Source organism: Vibrio sp. ArtGut-C1 (genome assembly GCF_002105475.1).
Taxonomy (GTDB): Bacteria; Pseudomonadota; Gammaproteobacteria; order Enterobacterales; family Vibrionaceae; genus Vibrio; species Vibrio diabolicus.
This window is the reverse complement of the sequence record NZ_NCTH01000038.1, coordinates 17,066-35,950: the sequence shown is the minus strand read 5'-3', so window position 1 is coordinate 35,950 and position 18,885 is coordinate 17,066. Positions and strand designations below refer to the sequence as shown.

The following is an 18,885-nucleotide window of genomic DNA, read 5'->3' as shown; positions in this document are numbered from 1 at the left end:
GATAGCTGCAGTTAGAGTTGTTTTACCGTGGTCAACGTGGCCGATAGTACCAACGTTAACGTGCGGTTTCGTACGTTCAAATTTTTCTTTAGACACGATCGTGTTCCTTCCTAGTTATGATTCGTCGTGATCATTATTGATCGACGACGCGCCAGAAATTGTTATTTTATGCGCCAACGCCCGTTAGCGCAATATTTGGACGCCCTGATCTCGCAAAAAGTCGTAAACTTTTTGTAGTTCAATCGTCAATTAGTAACCACGCTCTGCAATAATTTTATCTGCGAAGTTTTTCGGCACTTCAGCGTACTCGTGAAACTCCATAGAGTAAGACGCACGGCCTTGAGTTGCAGAACGTAGATCAGTTGCGTAACCGAACATTTCAGATAGTGGTACTTGAGCACGGATGATCTTAAGACCAGCCACACCTTCGTCCATGCCTTCAATGATACCGCGACGACGGTTTAGGTCACCAACAACGTCACCCATCCAGTCTTCCGGAGTGGTTACTTCGACATTCATCATTGGTTCTAGAATCACAGGTTGTGCTTCTAGTGCACCTTTCTTGAATGCCATCGAGCCAGCGATCTTAAACGCCATCTCGCTTGAGTCTACATCGTGGTAAGAACCATCAAATAGTGTAGCTTTAATATCTAGTACAGGGTAACCCGCTAGAACACCACTATTCATTTGTTCCTCGATACCTTTCGATACTGAACTGATGTATTCCTTAGGAATCACACCACCCACGATTTCGTCTACGAATACGAAACCTTCGCCAGGTTCAGAAGGCTCAAGTTTGACCCACACATGACCGTATTGACCACGACCACCTGATTGACGAACAAACTTACCTTCAACTTCCGCTTTACCACGAATGGTTTCACGGTAAGCAACCTGAGGTTTACCAACGTTACAATCAACGCTGAATTCACGCTTCATACGATCAACGATAATGTCTAGGTGAAGTTCACCCATACCTGAGATCAGAGTCTGACCTGATTCGTCGTCCGTTTCCACGCGGAATGATGGATCTTCCGCAGCCAGTTTACCTAGCGCGATAGCCATTTTCTCTTGGTCTGCCTTAGAACGAGGTTCTACAGCAATCTGAATAACTGGTTCAGGGAACTCCATGCGCTCTAGAATCACTTTGTGGTTCTGATCACACAGTGTGTCACCTGTTGTTACGTCTTTCAGACCGATAGCAGCAGCGATATCACCAGCGCGAACTTCTTTTACTTCTTCACGCTTATTCGCATGCATCTGAACGATACGACCAAAACGCTCTTTCTTCTCTTTTACAGAGTTGTAAACAGCGTCGCCGGAGTTTACTACACCAGAGTAAACACGCATGAACGTTAGCGTACCCACGAATGGGTCAGTCGCGATCTTAAATGCTAGCGCAGAGAATGGTTCGTTGTCGTCAGCGTGACGCTCAACTTCATTTTCTCTTTCGTCAACACCTTTAATTGCAGGTACGTCAACTGGCGATGGCAAGAACTCGATCACAGCATCTAGTACCGCTTGAACACCTTTGTTCTTAAACGCACTACCACAAGTGGCCAGTACGATTTCGTTGTTTAGTGTACGAGTACGTAGAGCTTGTTTGAGCTCAGCTTCAGTCAATTCACCTTCTTCAAGGTACTTGTCCATCAGCTCTTCGCTAGCTTCAGCAGCGGATTCAACCATGTGGTTGCGCCACTCTTCAGCAAGTTCGATCATGTCAGCTGGGATGTCTTCGTAAGTAAACGAAGTGCCTTGATCGGCTTCATTCCAGTTGATCATCTTCATCTTGATAAGGTCGATGACACCTCTGAACTCATCTTCTGCACCAACATTCAGTTGGATTGGAACAGGGTTCGCACCAAGACGATTTTTAATTTGGTCCACAACGCGTAGGAAGTCTGCGCCCGCACGGTCCATCTTGTTTACAAATACCAAACGTGGAACGTGGTATTTGTCTGCTTGACGCCATACAGTTTCAGACTGAGGTTCAACACCAGATGAGCCACAGAACACAACCACAGCACCATCAAGTACACGAAGAGAACGCTCTACTTCGATAGTAAAGTCAACGTGTCCAGGGGTATCAATGATGTTTACGCGATGCTCAGGGAACTGTGCTTCCATACCACGCCAGAATGTAGTAGTCGCAGCGGATGTGATAGTGATACCACGTTCCTGCTCCTGCTCCATCCAGTCCATGGTTGCTGCACCATCGTGAACTTCGCCGATTTTGTGAGAAAGGCCAGTGTAGAACAGAATACGCTCAGTTGTGGTTGTTTTTCCTGCATCTACGTGAGCACAGATACCGATATTACGGTAGCGCTCAATAGGAGTTTTACGAGCCACGATTGTATCCTCTTACTAAGGTGTACCTTAGAGTATAGAAAAGTGCTGCGAGAGAACCTCGCAGCACAGAAGGTATTACCAGCGGTAATGAGCGAACGCTTTGTTTGCGTCAGCCATGCGGTGAACGTCTTCACGTTTCTTAACCGCAGTACCTTTGTTCTCAGACGCGTCTAGCATTTCAGCTGCTAGGCGTTGAGCCATAGATTTTTCACCACGCTTGCGCGCAGCTTCAACCAACCAACGCATAGCAAGTGCGTTACGGCGAACCGGACGTACTTCTACAGGTACTTGGTAAGTTGAACCACCAACACGGCGAGATTTAACCTCTACCGCAGGGCGTACGTTTTCAAGAGCTTCTTCAAAAATAGCTAAGTGGTCTTTACCAGACTTTTCAGCCATAGCATCTAGTGCAGTGTAAACGATTTTCTCTGCAGTAGATTTTTTACCGTCAACCATTAGGATGTTAACGAATTTTGCCAGCAATTCAGATTTGAATTTTGGATCTGGAAGGATCTTACGCTGACCAATGACGCGACGACGTGGCATGGATTTATCTCCGTTGTCTTCTTCAGGTTTTATCCAAAACTTTTCAGTTTTTTCAAAAAATTAAAAATAATTTAGTGTTTGGCCTTACTTAACGGAACCCATTAAGACTTAGGACGCTTCACACCGTACTTAGAACGACCTTGTTTACGGTCGTTAACGCCAGCACAGTCAAGTGCACCGCGAACAGTGTGGTAACGTACACCCGGAAGGTCTTTTACACGACCGCCACGGATTAGTACAACACTGTGCTCTTGAAGGTTGTGACCTTCACCGCCGATGTACGATGTAACTTCGAAGCCGTTTGTCAGACGTACACGACAAACTTTACGAAGTGCTGAGTTAGGTTTTTTAGGTGTAGTAGTGTAAACACGAGTACATACACCACGTTTTTGTGGGCACGCTTCTAGTGCAGGCACGTTGCTTTTAACAACTTGCTTTGCACGAGGCTTACGTACCAACTGGTTAATAGTTGCCATTAACTAGCTCCTGATTTACTTGAAAGTAAGCTTTGTGAAAAATCTATCCCCAACTACCATTGCAGTTAGGGACGCAAAATTCTATGCAGCAGTGAGAGGTGTGTCAAGAAATATACGGATCTTTTTTGTTCAATTAGGACAATTCATCCGTAAAGCTTTAGCGACAGTAAATCACGTTCAATCCCAAGTAAGCGATTTATCCTGTTTAACTGTGAGCTCAACGAAGCCTGAGTAATTCACGATCGTCAGTGATGGACTGATACGATTCGCAATACCGCGAGCGTGAATATCGCTCTCTAGCACAAATACACTGCGGTTTTTTAGGTGGGAGAACGCTTTATGCTGCGAGTTAGCAGCGTACACGGCATCTTCTATAAGTAAGATGTCATCCTGTGTACTGCATAAGGGCATGGCGTCTTCTAGAGCGGAGACCGTTTTTATAATATGTAGCATAACTTCCTCAGAACGACAGTAGCTTGCCAGCGTGTTGCAACTTATCTTTGAGCTGCTCTGAGCTTAACGCTTGAGCTTCAATGACTAAATCCGCTTGAGCCAAACCTCGCTGAGCTAATGACTCTGAGCACACAAAGACTTGTTCGATATCGTATAAATCGAAAAGCTTCAGCATCGGCGCATAATCTTTGCTCAAGATCTTACTCGGTTCTTGCCCTAGTAGAAGCTGGTAAACCCCATCTCCCATGAAAATGACGCTGATATCTTCACAGTAAGCCGACGCGGCTAACAGTGCATCCACACCTTCACGACCAGCCGCACTGCCATGCGGTGCGCTACGAAATAGATAAGTTAGCTGACTCAAAACTGTACCACTCTGTCTTGGGTTAACATCGCTTCGGCTAAGCTACCTAAGCCGGCTTGCTCAAAACCTTCCGCTAGATTGCTCTGGACCAAACCATGTTGATTCGCTTCTTCTTCACTTACGATCCCGCGACGCAAAGCCGCAGCAACACAAGTTTCTAGACGAACACCATGCTCTTTTGCCAAAGATTGCCATGCCTTATTGAGATCAAATTCGTCGTTGGCAGGCACACTCAAAGCATTACCATTGGTCACGCCCTCTTGATAAAAGAAAACGCTCACTAACTGATGGCCTTGCTCAATCACCGCCTTGGCGAACTGATAAGCACTGCGTGCTGACTGGCTACCGTAAACAGGACCGTTCACCACCAATGTGTAAGTCAGTTTACTCACTTTTCATCGTCCTCGGTTTTACGTTGACGAATGTATAAGTAGACGGTGTGTTTTGAAATGTTAAGACGATCTGCAACGCGGTTGATGGCATCTTTAATATCGAAGATGCCTTTGTCGTACAATTCCATCACGATTTGGCGATTCTTGGTGTTGTTCGATACGGATTTATCCGCATTGATCTCTTCGATGGTGCGTTCAACAGTTTGGTCCACCAACTCTTCTACGTCACTAGCAAAGTTAACTGAGGAAGCCGCTTCTTTTGCTTCTTGCGTTGGCATGAAAGATTGAAGGACTTGCGAGAAAGGCGCGTCCAAGTTGACGTTGATACACAACAAACCAATCACGCGATTTTCACCATTACGAATGGCAACAGTGATCGACTTCATCAACACGCCACCTTTTGCACGGGTAAAGTACGAACGTGAGAAGTTGCGCTCCGAGCCTTCGATGTCTTTTAGCATTTTAAGCGCTAAATCAGTGATCGGTGAGCCGACTTGGCGACCCGTGTTTTCACCGTTAGCGATTTTAATTGCAGAGGTATTTAAGTCTTCTAGCGAGTGAAGAACGATTTCACAAAAGGGACCTATCAGGCTGGCGATACCATCAACGACCGCCTCATAAGATCTTAAAATGATTTTGTCGTGCTCGGTAAACGGCATCACGTTAACGGATTCCATTTCGAGCAACATCTCCGCGTTTATTGTTTCTGTAGTTGTCATAAGCCTTCGAGCGAAAAATCAACAAATTGGTGTAAGTTTATCAGAAAATTTGAAAATCAACCTAGCAAACTCACCAACTAGTGACCTAGAACAAAAAAGGCCCGTTAAACGGACCTTTTTCAATAACTTATCGCGGCTTATTGTTATTGCTCTGCGTTGTCGTTCTCGACTTTTAGCAGCTCAACTTCAAATACTAGCGTTGAGTTAGCAGGAATGCTTGGTGTGTCTTGATCACCGTATGCTAGCTCTGGCGGGATAACGAATTTGAATTTAGAACCCACAGGCATTAGCTGAACACCTTCTGTCCAACCTGGGATTACACGGTTAAGTGGGAATGTTGCAGGTTCACCACGATCGTAAGAGCTATCAAATTGCGTACCATCGATTAGCGTACCTTTGTAGTGTACTTGAACCGTATCAGTGTCTTTTGGCTTCTCGCCTTCAGCTGGAGTAATAACTTGGTATAGAAGACCTGTATCTGTCTTCACTACGCCTTCTTGCTTCTCGAACTCAGCACGGAAATCATCGCCAGCTTTTTTTGCTTCAGCTGCTTTCTCAGCTGCTTGTGCTTGCATCTTTTCAGCAACACGCTTGTCTAGAGATTCTAGTGCTGCACGTGTTTCTTCTTCATTCAATTCAGCATTGCCTTTGAAGACGTCTTCGATACCTTTTAGTACCAAGTCTTTGTTAAGATTAATGCCGATTTCGCTTGGCTTGTCGATGCTTGTGCTTAGGTAGTTAGCAAATGAAACACCGATTGCGTATGCCGCTTTATCGTCGTCGGTTTTAAAGTGAACCGCTTTACCGGTTTCTGCTTGAACTTGTTCTGCTTGAGGTGCGGCTTCTGTTTTAGTTTCTTCTTTCTGACAACCTACCGCTAGCATAACTGTTGCAGCAAGTAGCGACACTTTTAAAACTGATTTCATTAAATTCTCCCAATAATGGCTTTGCCATTGGTTGTTGTGCACAAATCTTCTATGAGACTAGTGAAGACAATCGTTATACCAATATACTAGCTATATGTCTTAAGACACAAACCGGATTATTAGATGTGATGCAAAGAATTTCTCATTTATTCCTATATTTAATTGTCATCACCACGTTAAATGGTTGCTTTTTCGCCGAGCGTGAAGTGCAGCGTTGGCCGATAGAACCTCAGGGTGCGACGAGCTTCGCACTTAGCAGAGATGGACGATTTGCTCTGCTCTATTCTCAGCAACACCATTTGATGTTGTGGGACCTAGAGCAAAATGAACAACTAGCCAACCTGGGTGAGCTCGATGCCGATGCCAACGTGGTATCCCATATTCGTATCTCAGACAATGGTCGCTATGCAGTCACAGCAAGCCAAATGAACTTCGCAGTTTGGGACTTAGGTTGGACGCAATCCGAAGGCCTTTGGTCTATTTCTGATGCGCTCATTCGCGACGTTGATATCACCAGTAACGGTGAGCAAGTTCTGCTCGGGTTATCCAACGGTAAAGCAATTTACGTCAACTTAGTCACCGGACGTCGCTTGGAGTTCCTTGCGCATCGTGAAAAAGTCAATTCCGTCGCCATTTCTCCTAATGGCCGATTCGCACTGACTGGTGGTAATGACTACAAAGCGTATTTGTGGGACACCGAAACCGGACAAGTGCTGCGGACCTTCGAACATGAACAACGGGTTGTTCGTGTTGCCCTGCAACGAGATGGCAAGTTAGCAATGACATCCGATGGCGGAAACCAAGCGGTAATTTGGGATTTAAAAACTGGACAAGAAGTCACACAGTTGAGCAGTTGGTCGCGCCAATTGATCTTCTCTACTGCGCGATTTTCTGATGACGGAACTCAGTTAGTGACAGGAACGCCTTCTGGCCGCGTTTCAATATGGGATACTCAAACCGGACAACGAATGAGTGGATTTGAAGTGGAGCCCAAAAAAGACACTCGCCCTCCCCGTGCGGTCGTGTATGATGCAGCCTTTGATTCAAAACAACGCGTAATTACTGCTACTTCAGCAGGTATTGCCCAAGCTTGGCAGTTAGAGAACGGATCATGACAGAAAAAATCATTCAGCAATTGGAAGCACGCATTAATGACTTAGAATGTCAGCTTGCGTTCCAAGAACAGACTATTGAAGATCTGAACGGTGCCTTATCGCAGCAGCAACTGCAAATTACCAAGATGCTCGATCAGATGAAATATGTGGTAGGTAAAGTAAAAAATATGGACTCGTCGAATTTAGCCGATCCGTCAGAAGAAACCCCACCACCGCATTATTAAAATGCAGGCTCAAATAGCACAAAGCCCAGAACATATTCTGGGCTTTGTTGTATTGATTACTTAAGAAGGTGGCTCAAGAGGAAGCTATTCGTCAGCGTAGATTTTGACGCTCAACTCGCCTTGAGTATTGATGCTAGCTCGGTACATACCAGAGCTGTTCATCGCAAAGTGCAGCTCACCTTGCGCGTCAATTGCGATTAAACCGCCTTCGCCGCCCATCTCTTTCAGTTCCCCCTGAATAATATGCTCACAAGCAGTATGAATATCTTCTTGTAAGTAACGCATCCGCGCGGCGACGTCTTCTGCGACACGTTTACGGATAAAAAACTCACCGACACCCGTAGTTGAAACCGCGACAACGCCATTTTCGGCCACCGTGCCACAGCCTATCAAAGCCGAATCCCCAACTCGATTGTATTGCTTATTCGTTACGCCACCCGTGCTGGTTGCAGCTGCTAAGTTACCTTGTTGGTCCAACGCTACGGCTCCGACGGTGCCATGTTTACGATCATCTGGGTAGCGAGATTCCGACAAAGCAAACAGCCCTTTCTCACGCATAGACAGCAACTGCTCATAACGGCGATCAGTAAAGAAGTAATCCTGTTCGGTATACTCATGGCCTTGTTCAAAAGCAAACTTCTCTGCGCCCTCACCCACCAACAACACGTGATTGCTGTTTCGCATTACGTCACGAGCGAGCTCAATTGGATTCTTGATATGACGAACACCAGCGACCGCGCCTGCGGCTTGGTTTCGACCATCCATGACAGAGGCATCCATTTCTACCATTTCGTTGTTGGTCAGCACCGAGCCTTTACCCGCATTAAAGTTAGGCGAGTCTTCCAATACTTTTACTGCAGCAACAACCGCATCCAAAGCGTCGCCGCCTTTCTCTAGAATTTGATAGCCAGCTTTTACCGACGCTTCCAAATCAGCCAAGATCGATTGCTGAAGTTCATTGCTCATCTGTTCACGTAAAATGGTGCCTGCGCCACCATGAATCGCAATCGAGAAAGGTTTTGTCATCGCTTTTTCCATGAGTTGTTCTTTTCTTCTATGCACTACACCTTAGATAAACAAAAAGCGCAAGTTGAAACCTCAACTTGCGCTTTTCAAAGCTTTACTAGATAAGATTATCTAGTGAAGGAGCTTGTGATTAGTGAGAACCACAGCTGCCGCCGCCACAGCAGCCTTCATCATCGTGATCATGGTCATGACCACAACCACCAGCTTGATGGATATGACCGTGTTCGATCTCTTCTGCTGTTGCTTCACGTGTAGACATAACTTCTACTTCGAAAGTTAGTGTTTGACCAGCTAGCATATGGTTACCGTCAACAACCACTTCGTTGCCATCAACTTCTGTTACTTCTACAGGGATTGGACCTTGGTCAGTGTCAGCCAGGAAGCGCATGCCCACTTCGATTTGGTCAACGCCTTGGAATACGTCCGCAGGAACGCGTTGTACTAGCGCATCGTTGTGCTCGCCGTAAGCTTCTTCAGGAGCTACCGTTACTGAGAACTTGTCGCCAGCCACTTTACCTTCAAGCTCTTTTTCAAGACCAGTGATTAGGTTGTTGTGACCGTGAAGGTAATCTAGAGGCGCTTCTGCTGTTGATTGATCAACAACGACACCGTCTTCCATCATTACTTTGTATGCAAGGCTTGCAACAACGTTCTTTTCAATTTTCATACTAACTCCAGGGAGATTAATTGACTTAACCTGAATGGGGTTAAGTACTGAGATATCTGGGTGTATTATGGGGATCAATTATCGAAGTTCAATTATTCCGGCTTAAAAATTCCGATCATTTCCTGATCTGAGTGTTTATTTTTCTCTACAGATTGCGGTTTACGCTGCTCAGTAAACTCACACTCGACACACTCAACTAACTCGATATTATTTTCAATCCACCAGCGCAGGGTATCTTGCTGGCTGCAATTTGGGCAGCTAGCGCCGGCAATAAAACGTTTCTTGATTTTCACGCTATTTCCTTAGCTTGAGTCTTGGCTCAAGTACTACTTCCAATGATTAGGTGACTGATGGTCGCTCTCCATCTCACGACCAAAAATTTCTTCTAGCTCTTTGCGTGCCTCTTTCGCTCTCTGAGCCAATTTCTTATCTTCATTGTGCTGAGGCAATAAGTCCTTAAGCATAGCATTATCTAACTTACGAAAATGTGCTTCTGCCCGCTTTGCTTGATAAGGGTGCATACCAAGTTCTACGAGCGCTTGGCGACCGAGATCCAATGCCCCTAAAAATGTTTCACGAGAGTAATTCTCGACACCGTGACTCATTAACTGATACGCCTCGACACGGCTTCTTGCTCGGGCTAGCAACTTAAGTTTCGGGAAGTGCACGCGGCAGATATCAACGATGGCCATCACCTCATCAGGTGAATCGGTACAAATGACCAATGCTTCTGCTTTATCTGCGCCAGCAGCCCGCAAAAGATCAATTTGGGTAGCATCACCATAAAACACTTTGTAACCATACTTGCGCAGTAGGTGGATTTGGCTGGCATCACTTTCTAATACCGTCACTTTGATTTTATTGGCATACATTAAACGTCCGACGATCTGACCGAAACGTCCAAAGCCTGCAATGATCACACGTGGCCGACGATCCACTACTTTCGTGGTCATGCCCTCTTCTTCTTGATTCAGAGTATGAGCAAACCATTTTTTTTGTCCCATCAGCAAAAGTGGTGTCGTCACCATGGATAAACTGACCACCACCAACAAAAACGCTACTTGCTCTTTGGATAAAATGCCCTCTTGGCTCGCTGCGGTAAATATGACAAAGGCAAACTCACCACCTTGGCTTAAAATCGCGGCCATACGGCTTCTCGCTTTGGCTCCGACACGGGCAGCTCTCGCCAATGCATACAAAACCAAGCCCTTAACCACGACCAAAGCCACCACCGCGCCCAGAATCTCTAAAGGGTGTAATGCCAATAACCCCAAATTTACCGCCATGCCAACCGCGATGAAGAACAACCCCAACAACAAACCTTTAAAAGGCTCGATAGCGATTTCCAATTCATGTCGATACTCACTCTCAGCCAGCAGAACGCCGGCTAAGAAAGTCCCTAGAGCCATAGAAAGCCCGAGCTTTTGCATCACGACAGAAATCCCAAGCACGACCAATAGTGCGGCGACGGTAAAGAGCTCACGAACGCCGCTCATCACAACAAAACGAAACAGTGGACGTAACAAGAAATGGCCACCAATCAACAGGGCCACCACACTGCCTAATACCGTGAAGACATCCAACCAACTACCGCCACTCTGCCCGCCAGCAAGCAAGGGCAACATTGCCAACATTGGGATCACGGCAATATCTTGAAAGAGCAATACAGCAAAACCAGACTGACCCGTTTCGGTGCCATTGAGCCCTTGCTCTTCAATCACTTTAAGAGCAATTGCCGTCGAGGACAGCGCCAATCCCATTCCAATCACCAAACTCACTTGCATGCTTACGCCGAACATACTGACGACACTGCCCAGCACGGCGGTCGTAACCACCACCTGCGCGCCGCCTAAACCTAGAATCGGTCCTCGCATTTGCCACAGTTTTTTAGGATTTAGTTCAAGGCCGATCAAGAACAGTAACAACACGACCCCAAGTTCAGCAAAGTGCAAAATAGCATCAACATCACTGATTAAGCCAAGGCCCCAAGGGCCAATCAACACACCGGCAAGTAAATAACCTAAAACCGAGCCAAGTCCGAGACGCTGAGCAATCGGCACCGCGATAACCGCAGCTGAGAGAAAGACCACGCTACTTTGAAGAAACTCACTGGTTATCGCCATACTGACCTCCTTGGTCTGTTGCTTCCCAGTTTTCAAGTGGGTTGTTCAACCACCGACGATACAATTCGGCGTGCTCATACCGCTCAATATCCGAGACATTACGCGACCAATACAACACCAAAGGTTCAATCCAGTGCATTTGACACAAGGCAGCCGTCAGTTCAAACGGTTGTAAGATTTGCTCTAATGGATATTTGTTGTACCCCTTCGCGCTAAAGGCCTCTTCTTTCCCCCCCGTTGTAATCACACTACGCCAGTATTTTCCCTCTAGCGCCGAACCTCCGCCAAAAGCAAAACCTTTGCCCAGCACTCGGTCCAACCACTCTTTTAACAGGGCTGGGCATGAATACATATAAAGCGGGTGATGAAACACGATCACATCATGCGTGAGCAACAACTCATGTTCGTAATTCACATCAATAAAGAAGTCAGGGTAGACACCGTAAAGATCGTGCACAGTGACGTGATCAAGCGACTGAGCTTTTTTAATCATCACTTGATTAGCAATCGAGTTATGTGGCTCTGGATGAGCATAAATGACCAGAACTCTTGGGAGAATAGACGGTGCAACAGCCAAATGGTCGTCCTTGTGGTTATTTTTATCCGTTATCAAATTGTTATACTTTTTTGTACAGCATAATGCAATTAAAGCGAATCAATCGACTTTTCCGGCCAATACCCCTACTATTCACCGCTAGATATATACCCAAGTGGCTTTAACAACGATTGAAACCACTTCGCTATGTAACCAAGCAACGCGCACTGCGCAAAGTGAATGAAAACTTTATGATTACCTTCTCTGATATTCAGTTACTGCGTGGCGGTAAACCTCTTTTAGACCAAGCTTCAGCGACTATCCATCCTGGCGATAAAGTCGGTCTTGTGGGCAAAAACGGCTGCGGTAAATCAACGCTATTTGCATTGCTGAAAGATGAACTGTCGATTGATGCGGGCTCATTTAGCCAACCTCAACATTGGGAACTGGCCTGGGTCGCACAGGAAACGCCAGCGCTAGAGCGCACCGCACTAGAATACGTCATTGATGGTGATCGCGAGTACCGAGCGCTCGAAACGCAGTTGGCTGAAGCGGAAGCACAAGACAACGGCACCTTGGTTGCCGAGATCCACGGTAAAATTGAAACCATCGGCGGTTATAGCATTCGCGCTCGCGCGGCAGAATTGCTCGACGGTTTAGGTTTCAGCCAAGAGCAAATGAGTTGGAGTTTGACTCAATTCTCAGGTGGTTGGCGTATGCGCCTTAACTTAGCCCAAGCGCTATTGTGCCGTTCTGACTTATTGCTACTCGATGAGCCAACCAACCACTTGGACTTAGACGCGGTGATGTGGCTTGAACGTTGGCTACAAAACTACCCAGGCACACTGATCCTGATCTCGCACGACCGTGACTTCCTTGACCCCATTGTTGGCCGTATTATTCACATCGAAAACCAACAATTGAACGAATACACGGGTAACTATTCGTCGTTCGAAAACCAACGAGCGCAAAAAATGGTGCTGCAGCAAGCGATGTTCGAGAAGCAACAGAAACAGATGTCGCACATGCAAAGCTACATCGACCGTTTCCGTTATAAAGCTTCTAAAGCACGCCAGGCTCAAAGCCGTATTAAAGCTTTGGAGCGCATGGAGAAAGTGTTACCCGCTCAATTCGATAACCCATTTAGCTTCCAATTCCGTGAGCCCGCGGCGCTGCCAAACCCAATCATGATGATGGATGAAGTATCGGCAGGCTACGGTGACAACCTGATCTTAGAGAAGATCCGCTTGAACTTGGTTCCTGGCAGTCGCATTGGTCTGCTCGGCCGTAATGGCGCGGGTAAATCGACCTTAATCAAATTACTCTCTGGTGAGCTTAACGCGCAAGGTGGCGATCTGACTTACTCACAAGGCGTAAAAATAGGTTACTTTGCTCAGCATCAATTAGAAACGCTGCACCCAGAGGAAACGCCGCTGCAACACATGATGCAGATCGCGCCGGATCAAACCGAACAACAGCTACGTGATTACCTGGGCAGCTTTGGCTTCCAAGGCGACAAAGCACTGGAGAAAGTCGCGCCGTTTTCGGGTGGTGAAAAAGCCCGTTTAGTGCTGGCCTTAATTGTGTGGCAAAAGCCAAACCTGTTGCTACTTGATGAACCAACCAACCACTTGGATTTGGACATGCGTCAGGCATTGACGATGGCCCTGCAAACGTTCGAAGGTGCAATGGTGATTGTTTCGCACGACCGTTACCTATTGCGTGCTACAACCGATGACTTGTACTTGGTGCACGATCGTCAAGTTGCGCCGTTCGATGGTGACTTAAACGACTACTACAAGTGGTTAACCGAGCAACAAAGAGCGGAACGCAAAGAAGCACAAGCCGCACAGCCAGCCAAAGATAGCGCCAACAGCGCGGCAGCGAAAAAAGAGCAGAAACGTCGCGATGCAGAATTTCGTAAGCAGACGGCGCCAATTCGCAAAACGCTGACACAATTAGAAAATAAAATGGATAAGTTAGGTGCTGCACTGGCCGAAGCTGAAGAACAATTGGCAGATAACTCACTGTATGAAGCCGAAAATAAAGCTAAACTTAACCAAGTGCTGGCTCTTCAAGCTTCTAGTAAGGCAGAGCTCGAAGAAATTGAAATGGAATGGATGTCTGCTCAGGAAGAACTGGAGCAGATGGAGCTAGAGTTTAATCAATGAGTAATCAACACGCTGAATACACACTCACCCTAGAACACCTTTGGCAGTTCAGTCTGCAATTTTATGGTGTGCGAGAAGTGAAAGAAGCGTGTTTATCATTACAGAACAATTATCACGGCAACGTGAACCTACTCCTGCTGCTCAGATGGCTCGATGAGCAGCAACTCATTTTCCAAGAAAAAGACTGGCCTCTGGTACAAAGCTGTCTGGGCCGAAGCGAAACCTTACTGCACTCTTTTCGCGACTTACGTCGCCATCTTAAGTCTCAAGTCAATGACGCTTTATATCGTGAAACCTTGCAGTTTGAGCTGCAACTAGAAAAGCAGCAACAAGCGGATTTGGTGAACTGCATTAACTCGCTCACGCTGGTCAAAAATGATGGCGCCCCACTCACGCTGAGATACTGTCGTCAACTTGGTGGTGAGCATTTGCAACAGGCCTTTGCTATTCCGGTGCCAAACATTCACCCACCAAAACGCCCATAAATCTGTAGAATACCTATAATCTTTATAAAGGATTATATTAATAAGTTCTTCAACTGACACCGAAGAACCGCATAAGAGCAGTTAGGTATGACACAATTTTTCGCAGCCGCCGGGATCAAAAACCCGCATCTTCAAACGCTTTTACCGCGTTTTATTCGCAAAAAAGCGTTGTTTACGCCGATTTGGCAAACCCTCGATACATCCGATGGCGACTTTCTCGATCTCGCATGGAGCGAGGACCCAACCCAAGAACCTGCGCAAAAAAAGCCGATTTTTGTTTTATTTCATGGACTAGAAGGCTGCTTCTATAGCCCTTACGCCAATGGCCTAATGAATGCATTTGCTCAATCCGGATGGCTGTCGGTGATGATGCATTTCCGCGGTTGTAGCGGTAAGCCAAACAAGAAAGCTCGCGCCTATCATTCTGGTGAAGTGACTGACGCCCGCCACTTCTTAGAGCACCTTGAGCAACGCTTTCCTGATAACCCCAAAGTTGCGGTTGGCATTTCTCTTGGCGGTAACATGTTGGCGAATTATTTAGCCCAATACAAAGACCACCCCATTTTGAATGCGGCGACCATTATCTCAGCACCTTTAGACTTAGCAGCGTGTGCGAACCGTATTGAACAAGGCTTTTCGAAAGTGTATCGCCGTTACCTACTCTCTTCGCTCAAACGCAACGCATTGCAAAAACATCACTTGTTGCATGGCGAGCTCGCTTTGTCCTACAACTCAATAAAACGTGTCACACGATTGTATGAATTCGATGATTTGATCACGGCACCACTGCACGGTTTTAAAGACGCACAAGATTATTACGATCAATGTTCTGGCTTAAGTAAATTACAACAGATCACGCTACCGACACTGATCATTCACGCCAAAGATGATCCATTCATGACCGACGATGTGATCCCGAAATTTGTTCTGCCAGATAATATTGATTACCGTCTCTTTGAGCACGGTGGGCATGTTGGTTTCCTTACAGGTTCAGCGCTCAAGCCGAAATTTTGGTTGGAAGAAGCGCTGCCAGCGTATTACGAAAGTATTGCCGCAGATTACCTTTCTGCTGTATCCAAGCAGCGAAAGCAGTAAACTAGCCGCTCATCATAAAAGTTCGAGGTATTTATGATCATTCCATGGCAAGACATTGCGCCAGAAACATTGGAAAACTTAATTCGTGAATTCGTCTTACGTGAAGGCACGGATTACGGAACCGTCGAGGTTTCTTTGCAAGACAAAGTGGATCAAGTAAAAACTCAATTAGAAAAAGGCGAAGCGGTTATCGTGTTCTCTGAACTGCACGAAACCGTCGATATTCAGGTAAAAACAAATTTTTAGACCCTTCACATTTTACCGTACCCCACTCAATGACAAGGCATTGTTACGTGCTATAGTGGGTTATCGACCGTGCAGTAGCAGCCTACTGCACATTACAGGTAAGTAATTTTCGACAAGGTTTGTCATGTCAGCTAAACACCCAATTATTGCGGTTACTGGTTCATCCGGTGCCGGCACGACCACTACATCTGAAGCCTTCCGTAAGATGTTCAATATGATGAACGTTAAACCCGCATGGGTTGAAGGCGACAGCTTCCATCGCTTTACTCGCCCTGAAATGGATATAGAAATCCGTAAAGCGCGCGAGCAAGGTCGGCACATTAGCTACTTTGGCCCTCAAGCTAATGACTTTCCAGGATTGGAAGAGTTTTTCCGTAAATATGGTCACGATGGCGCAGGCAGCGTACGTCGCTACCTACACACCTTTGACGAGGCCGTACCTTATAATCAAATGCCTGGTACCTTCACACCGTGGCAAGACTTACCGGAGAACAGTGACGTTCTCTTCTATGAAGGCTTGCACGGCGGTGTTGTGGATGGCGATGTTAATGTCGCGCAGCATGTGGATTTCTTGATTGGTATGGTACCAATCGTAAACTTAGAGTGGATCCAAAAGTTTGTGCGTGATACTCGTGACCGCGGTCATTCACGAGAAGCAGTAATGGATTCTATCGTGCGCTCGATGGACGATTATCTTAACTACATCACGCCACAATTTTCTCGCACTCATATTAACTTTCAGCGCGTCCCAACGGTCGATACCTCCAACCCACTTAACGCGAAAGGTATCCCAAGCCTGGATGAGAGCTTTGTCGTAATTCGCTTGCGTGGGATAAAGAAAGTCGACTTCCCATATCTCCTGGCTATGATTGATGGCTCATTCATGTCACGCCACAACACGATTGTCGTGCCAGGCGGTAAGATGAGCTTTGCAATGGAGCTCATAGTTCGGCCTATCCTACAACAGCTCATCGAAACAGGGAAAATTGGCTAAAAACCTGCCTGCGAAGATGTTTACTTTTCATACCGTGATCATGTGCACAGTTTTGCTTACAAAATCTCAATCATGGCACGATTAAAATCAAGAAATCGTTTTCGAAAAAGGATACTATTTCTTACCGAAACACAAGAGAGCTTGCAGCATATAAAAAGTGCTCTTATTCTAGTAGGCCTAATTCAGGCTTAGCTAAAATATGGATAGCGCAAGCGTACCCTGCAGAGGAAGTGAGATATTATGGTTCTAGGTAAACCTCAAACCGACCCAACATTAGAGTGGTTTCTTTCACACTGTCATATTCATAAGTACCCTTCAAAGAGCACGCTAATTCACGCGGGCGAAAAGGCAGAAACTTTGTACTACATCGTTAAAGGTTCTGTTGCGGTTCTTATCAAAGACGAAGAAGGTAAGGAGATGATCCTTTCTTACCTAAACCAAGGAGACTTTATTGGTGAACTTGGTCTATTCGAGGAAGACCAAGAGCGCACAGCTTGGGTTCGTGCTAAATCTCCTTGTGAAGTTGCTGAAATTTCTTTCAAGAAATTCCGTCAGCTTATCCAAGTAAACCCAGACATCCTAATGCGCCTTTCTGCGCAGATGGCTCGTCGTCTTCAAGTAACTAGCCAAAAAGTGGGTGACCTGGCGTTCCTAGACGTAACTGGTCGTATCGCTCAGACGCTTCTGAACCTTGCAAAACAACCAGACGCAATGACTCACCCAGACGGCATGCAAATCAAGATCACTCGTCAAGAAATCGGTCAAATCGTTGGCTGTTCTCGTGAGACAGTAGGTCGTATCTTGAAAATGCTAGAAGAGCAGAACTTAATCTCTGCGCACGGTAAAACTATCGTGGTTTACGGTACTCGTTAATCTCAAACCAGAGTGACGCGAACAAAATTATAAAAGCCACCAATGGCGACATTGGTGGCTTTTTATTTGTCTTGTAACCACATTAAGCTCAGAGCAACAAAAGACTAATGAGCAAGTTGGTTAGCCGAAAGGTTAACCCTAAAAGTTAGCCATTCGTACTTTCAAAGATTTTGTCCGCTGAAGCCGCCACAAAACCTGGGTACAGCTCACCATTTTCCATCGGGTAGCGCTTAGCAAACTCGTAAAAGCCACCAGGGATAATTTCAGTGCCTTCGCTAAAGCGAACCGCCACTTTATCCGCCATGGTCGATGATTGTTCTAGTAACACCTCAGGAGTGCCCTTCACTTCCCCGCCGTTTTCATTGATGGTAAATCCGGCCGTACGTAAGTGATCGTTTACTTGCTTCACTTCTTCGTATTCATTGAGCTGGTTAACGCTCACCGTGAAGTGGTTTGCGCCGTAACCATGCGCAGCCAACCAAGATGCATACTCACTTTCTTTAGCCAACGTTTGGTAGTCAGCAAAGCTTAAATCCCACAAGCGTCCACCATGTAAGAATGCGCTATCGTTCAGCTTGCCTGCATCGACTTGTGCCACCAGCTTTTTCACAATCTCTTGCAGCTCAGGCGAACACTCCTCAACTTTTAGCTCACTAATAAAGACTTTAGGTTGCTTCGGATCAGGGTGCTCATAGTGTTTAGCAACCAGCTTTTTACTTTCGAAAACGTAGTCACCACATGCCTGGTAGCCAATGGCTACAAATGGTTTAGCTAAGGTTTCGATACCAAGAGGCGCAATATTGAAGGTACGTAAAGCTATATGATCATTAATCAGAGGCTCATCTTCTTGAAGCAGCTGATGTACTTTCGCAGCTGAGGGGCAAAGACGTTGAATGTAATCTTGCCATAGCGATTCAAATAACACATCGGGCGTCATAACGACTCCTTGTTACGAGATGTAGAGTTAAAAGGTAAGCGGAAGTTGACTGCTCGCTCACAACGAAAAGTTGTCCAGAATAATGAACGAGCAGCCATCAACCTGTGACGGTAAATGCCAGTCAGTCAACACGCTTTTCCGAGTCTTTGCTCACTTTCCGTGTTCTGCC

23 protein-coding genes are annotated in these 18,885 nt (G+C 46.2%); 8 read left to right on the top strand and 15 right to left on the bottom strand.

Annotation, left to right across the window (positions count from 1 at the left end):
- From B7360_RS22015 to fkpA, 9 genes are all read right to left on the bottom strand, one after another.
- Positions 1-96 (bottom strand): GTP-binding protein (locus tag B7360_RS22015; RefSeq protein ID WP_001967706.1); only part of this gene is annotated, 96 nt, incomplete at its 3' end.
- A 153-nt stretch (positions 97-249) separates the two neighbouring features.
- Positions 250-2,349, bottom strand: a complete 2,100-nt coding sequence (gene fusA, locus B7360_RS22010; RefSeq protein ID WP_005397643.1) for an elongation factor G — start codon at positions 2,347-2,349, stop codon at positions 250-252.
- A 75-nt stretch (positions 2,350-2,424) separates the two neighbouring features.
- Positions 2,425-2,895 carry a 30S ribosomal protein S7 gene (rpsG, locus tag B7360_RS22005; RefSeq protein WP_005382796.1) on the bottom strand — a complete coding sequence of 157 codons (471 nt, stop codon included), beginning with the start codon at positions 2,893-2,895 and terminating at the stop codon, positions 2,425-2,427.
- Positions 2,896-2,996: 101 nt separating this feature from the next.
- Positions 2,997-3,371, bottom strand: coding sequence for a 30S ribosomal protein S12 (rpsL, locus tag B7360_RS22000; protein WP_004399892.1), 375 nt, complete (start codon positions 3,369-3,371; stop codon positions 2,997-2,999).
- Positions 3,372-3,548: 177 nt separating this feature from the next.
- Positions 3,549-3,824: a sulfurtransferase complex subunit TusB gene (gene tusB / locus B7360_RS21995; RefSeq protein WP_046874530.1), complete on the bottom strand. Its 276-nt coding sequence runs from the start codon at positions 3,822-3,824 to the stop codon at positions 3,549-3,551.
- A gap of 7 nt (positions 3,825-3,831) precedes the next feature.
- Entirely contained in the window at positions 3,832-4,188 is a 357-nt protein-coding gene (gene tusC / locus B7360_RS21990; RefSeq protein WP_005397648.1) for a sulfurtransferase complex subunit TusC, read from the bottom strand.
- Entirely contained in the window at positions 4,185-4,580 is a 396-nt protein-coding gene (tusD, locus tag B7360_RS21985; RefSeq protein WP_085344620.1) for a sulfurtransferase complex subunit TusD, read from the bottom strand. Before tusD ends, tusC begins: the two co-directional genes overlap by 4 nt.
- Entirely contained in the window at positions 4,577-5,299 is a 723-nt protein-coding gene (locus tag B7360_RS21980; RefSeq protein WP_031780643.1) for a transcriptional regulator, read from the bottom strand. The genes tusD and B7360_RS21980 overlap by 4 nt, the downstream gene beginning before the upstream one ends.
- Before the next feature lie 143 nt (positions 5,300-5,442).
- The gene (gene fkpA, locus B7360_RS21975; RefSeq protein WP_005397659.1) at positions 5,443-6,225 is read right to left on the bottom strand and encodes an FKBP-type peptidyl-prolyl cis-trans isomerase; all 783 of its coding nucleotides are present in this window, start codon (positions 6,223-6,225) and stop codon (positions 5,443-5,445) included.
- Positions 6,226-6,353: 128 nt separating this feature from the next.
- Between fkpA and B7360_RS21970 the strand changes: the two genes are divergently transcribed.
- Entirely contained in the window at positions 6,354-7,340 is a 987-nt protein-coding gene (locus tag B7360_RS21970) for a WD40 repeat domain-containing protein (RefSeq protein ID WP_085344619.1), read from the top strand.
- On the top strand, positions 7,337-7,564 hold the full coding sequence (locus B7360_RS21965) for a SlyX family protein (RefSeq protein ID WP_005381455.1): 228 nt from the start codon (positions 7,337-7,339) through the stop codon (positions 7,562-7,564). Before B7360_RS21970 ends, B7360_RS21965 begins: the two co-directional genes overlap by 4 nt.
- Positions 7,565-7,648: 84 nt before the next feature.
- Here the strand turns inward: B7360_RS21965 and B7360_RS21960 are convergent, their stop codons facing one another.
- The 5 genes from B7360_RS21960 to kefG form a co-directional block, all read right to left on the bottom strand.
- Positions 7,649-8,590, bottom strand: a complete 942-nt coding sequence (locus tag B7360_RS21960; RefSeq protein WP_085344621.1) for an isoaspartyl peptidase/L-asparaginase family protein — start codon at positions 8,588-8,590, stop codon at positions 7,649-7,651.
- Positions 8,591-8,720: 130 nt separating this feature from the next.
- Complete coding sequence (slyD, locus tag B7360_RS21955; RefSeq protein WP_005397664.1) at positions 8,721-9,257, bottom strand: peptidylprolyl isomerase; 537 nt, start codon at positions 9,255-9,257, stop codon at positions 8,721-8,723.
- 92 nt (positions 9,258-9,349) lie between these two features.
- Positions 9,350-9,550: a YheV family putative zinc ribbon protein gene (locus B7360_RS21950; RefSeq protein ID WP_005381449.1), complete on the bottom strand. Its 201-nt coding sequence runs from the start codon at positions 9,548-9,550 to the stop codon at positions 9,350-9,352.
- Positions 9,551-9,583: 33 nt separating this feature from the next.
- Positions 9,584-11,380, bottom strand: a complete 1,797-nt coding sequence (gene kefB / locus B7360_RS21945; RefSeq protein WP_046874533.1) for a glutathione-regulated potassium-efflux system protein KefB — start codon at positions 11,378-11,380, stop codon at positions 9,584-9,586.
- A complete protein-coding gene (gene kefG, locus B7360_RS21940) occupies positions 11,364-11,957 on the bottom strand; it encodes a glutathione-regulated potassium-efflux system ancillary protein KefG (RefSeq protein WP_046874534.1) in 594 nt (197 codons plus the stop codon). The genes kefB and kefG overlap by 17 nt, the downstream gene beginning before the upstream one ends.
- A gap of 209 nt (positions 11,958-12,166) precedes the next feature.
- Between kefG and B7360_RS21935 the strand changes: the two genes are divergently transcribed.
- The 6 genes from B7360_RS21935 to crp all read left to right on the top strand — a co-directional run bounded on the left by B7360_RS21935 (position 12,167) and on the right by crp (position 17,779).
- Complete coding sequence (locus tag B7360_RS21935) at positions 12,167-14,086, top strand: ABC transporter ATP-binding protein (protein ID WP_085344618.1); 1,920 nt, start codon at positions 12,167-12,169, stop codon at positions 14,084-14,086.
- Complete coding sequence (locus B7360_RS21930) at positions 14,083-14,571, top strand: TIGR02444 family protein (protein WP_005397673.1); 489 nt, start codon at positions 14,083-14,085, stop codon at positions 14,569-14,571. Before B7360_RS21935 ends, B7360_RS21930 begins: the two co-directional genes overlap by 4 nt.
- 87 nt (positions 14,572-14,658) lie before the next feature.
- The gene (locus B7360_RS21925; RefSeq protein WP_046874535.1) at positions 14,659-15,666 is read left to right on the top strand and encodes a hydrolase; all 1,008 of its coding nucleotides are present in this window, start codon (positions 14,659-14,661) and stop codon (positions 15,664-15,666) included.
- 33 nt (positions 15,667-15,699) lie between these two features.
- Positions 15,700-15,912, top strand: a complete 213-nt coding sequence (locus B7360_RS21920; protein ID WP_085344617.1) for a YheU family protein — start codon at positions 15,700-15,702, stop codon at positions 15,910-15,912.
- Between the two features lie 124 nt (positions 15,913-16,036).
- Positions 16,037-16,906: a phosphoribulokinase gene (locus B7360_RS21915; protein WP_005397679.1), complete on the top strand. Its 870-nt coding sequence runs from the start codon at positions 16,037-16,039 to the stop codon at positions 16,904-16,906.
- Between the two features lie 240 nt (positions 16,907-17,146).
- Positions 17,147-17,779 (top strand): cAMP-activated global transcriptional regulator CRP, encoded by a 633-nt coding sequence (crp, locus tag B7360_RS21910; RefSeq protein ID WP_005381432.1) that lies wholly within the window; start codon positions 17,147-17,149, stop codon positions 17,777-17,779.
- A gap of 145 nt (positions 17,780-17,924) precedes the next feature.
- Here the strand turns inward: crp and B7360_RS21905 are convergent, their stop codons facing one another.
- Complete coding sequence (locus B7360_RS21905) at positions 17,925-18,716, bottom strand: DUF1338 domain-containing protein (protein ID WP_005397681.1); 792 nt, start codon at positions 18,714-18,716, stop codon at positions 17,925-17,927.
- Between the last annotated feature and the right edge of the window lie 169 nt (positions 18,717-18,885).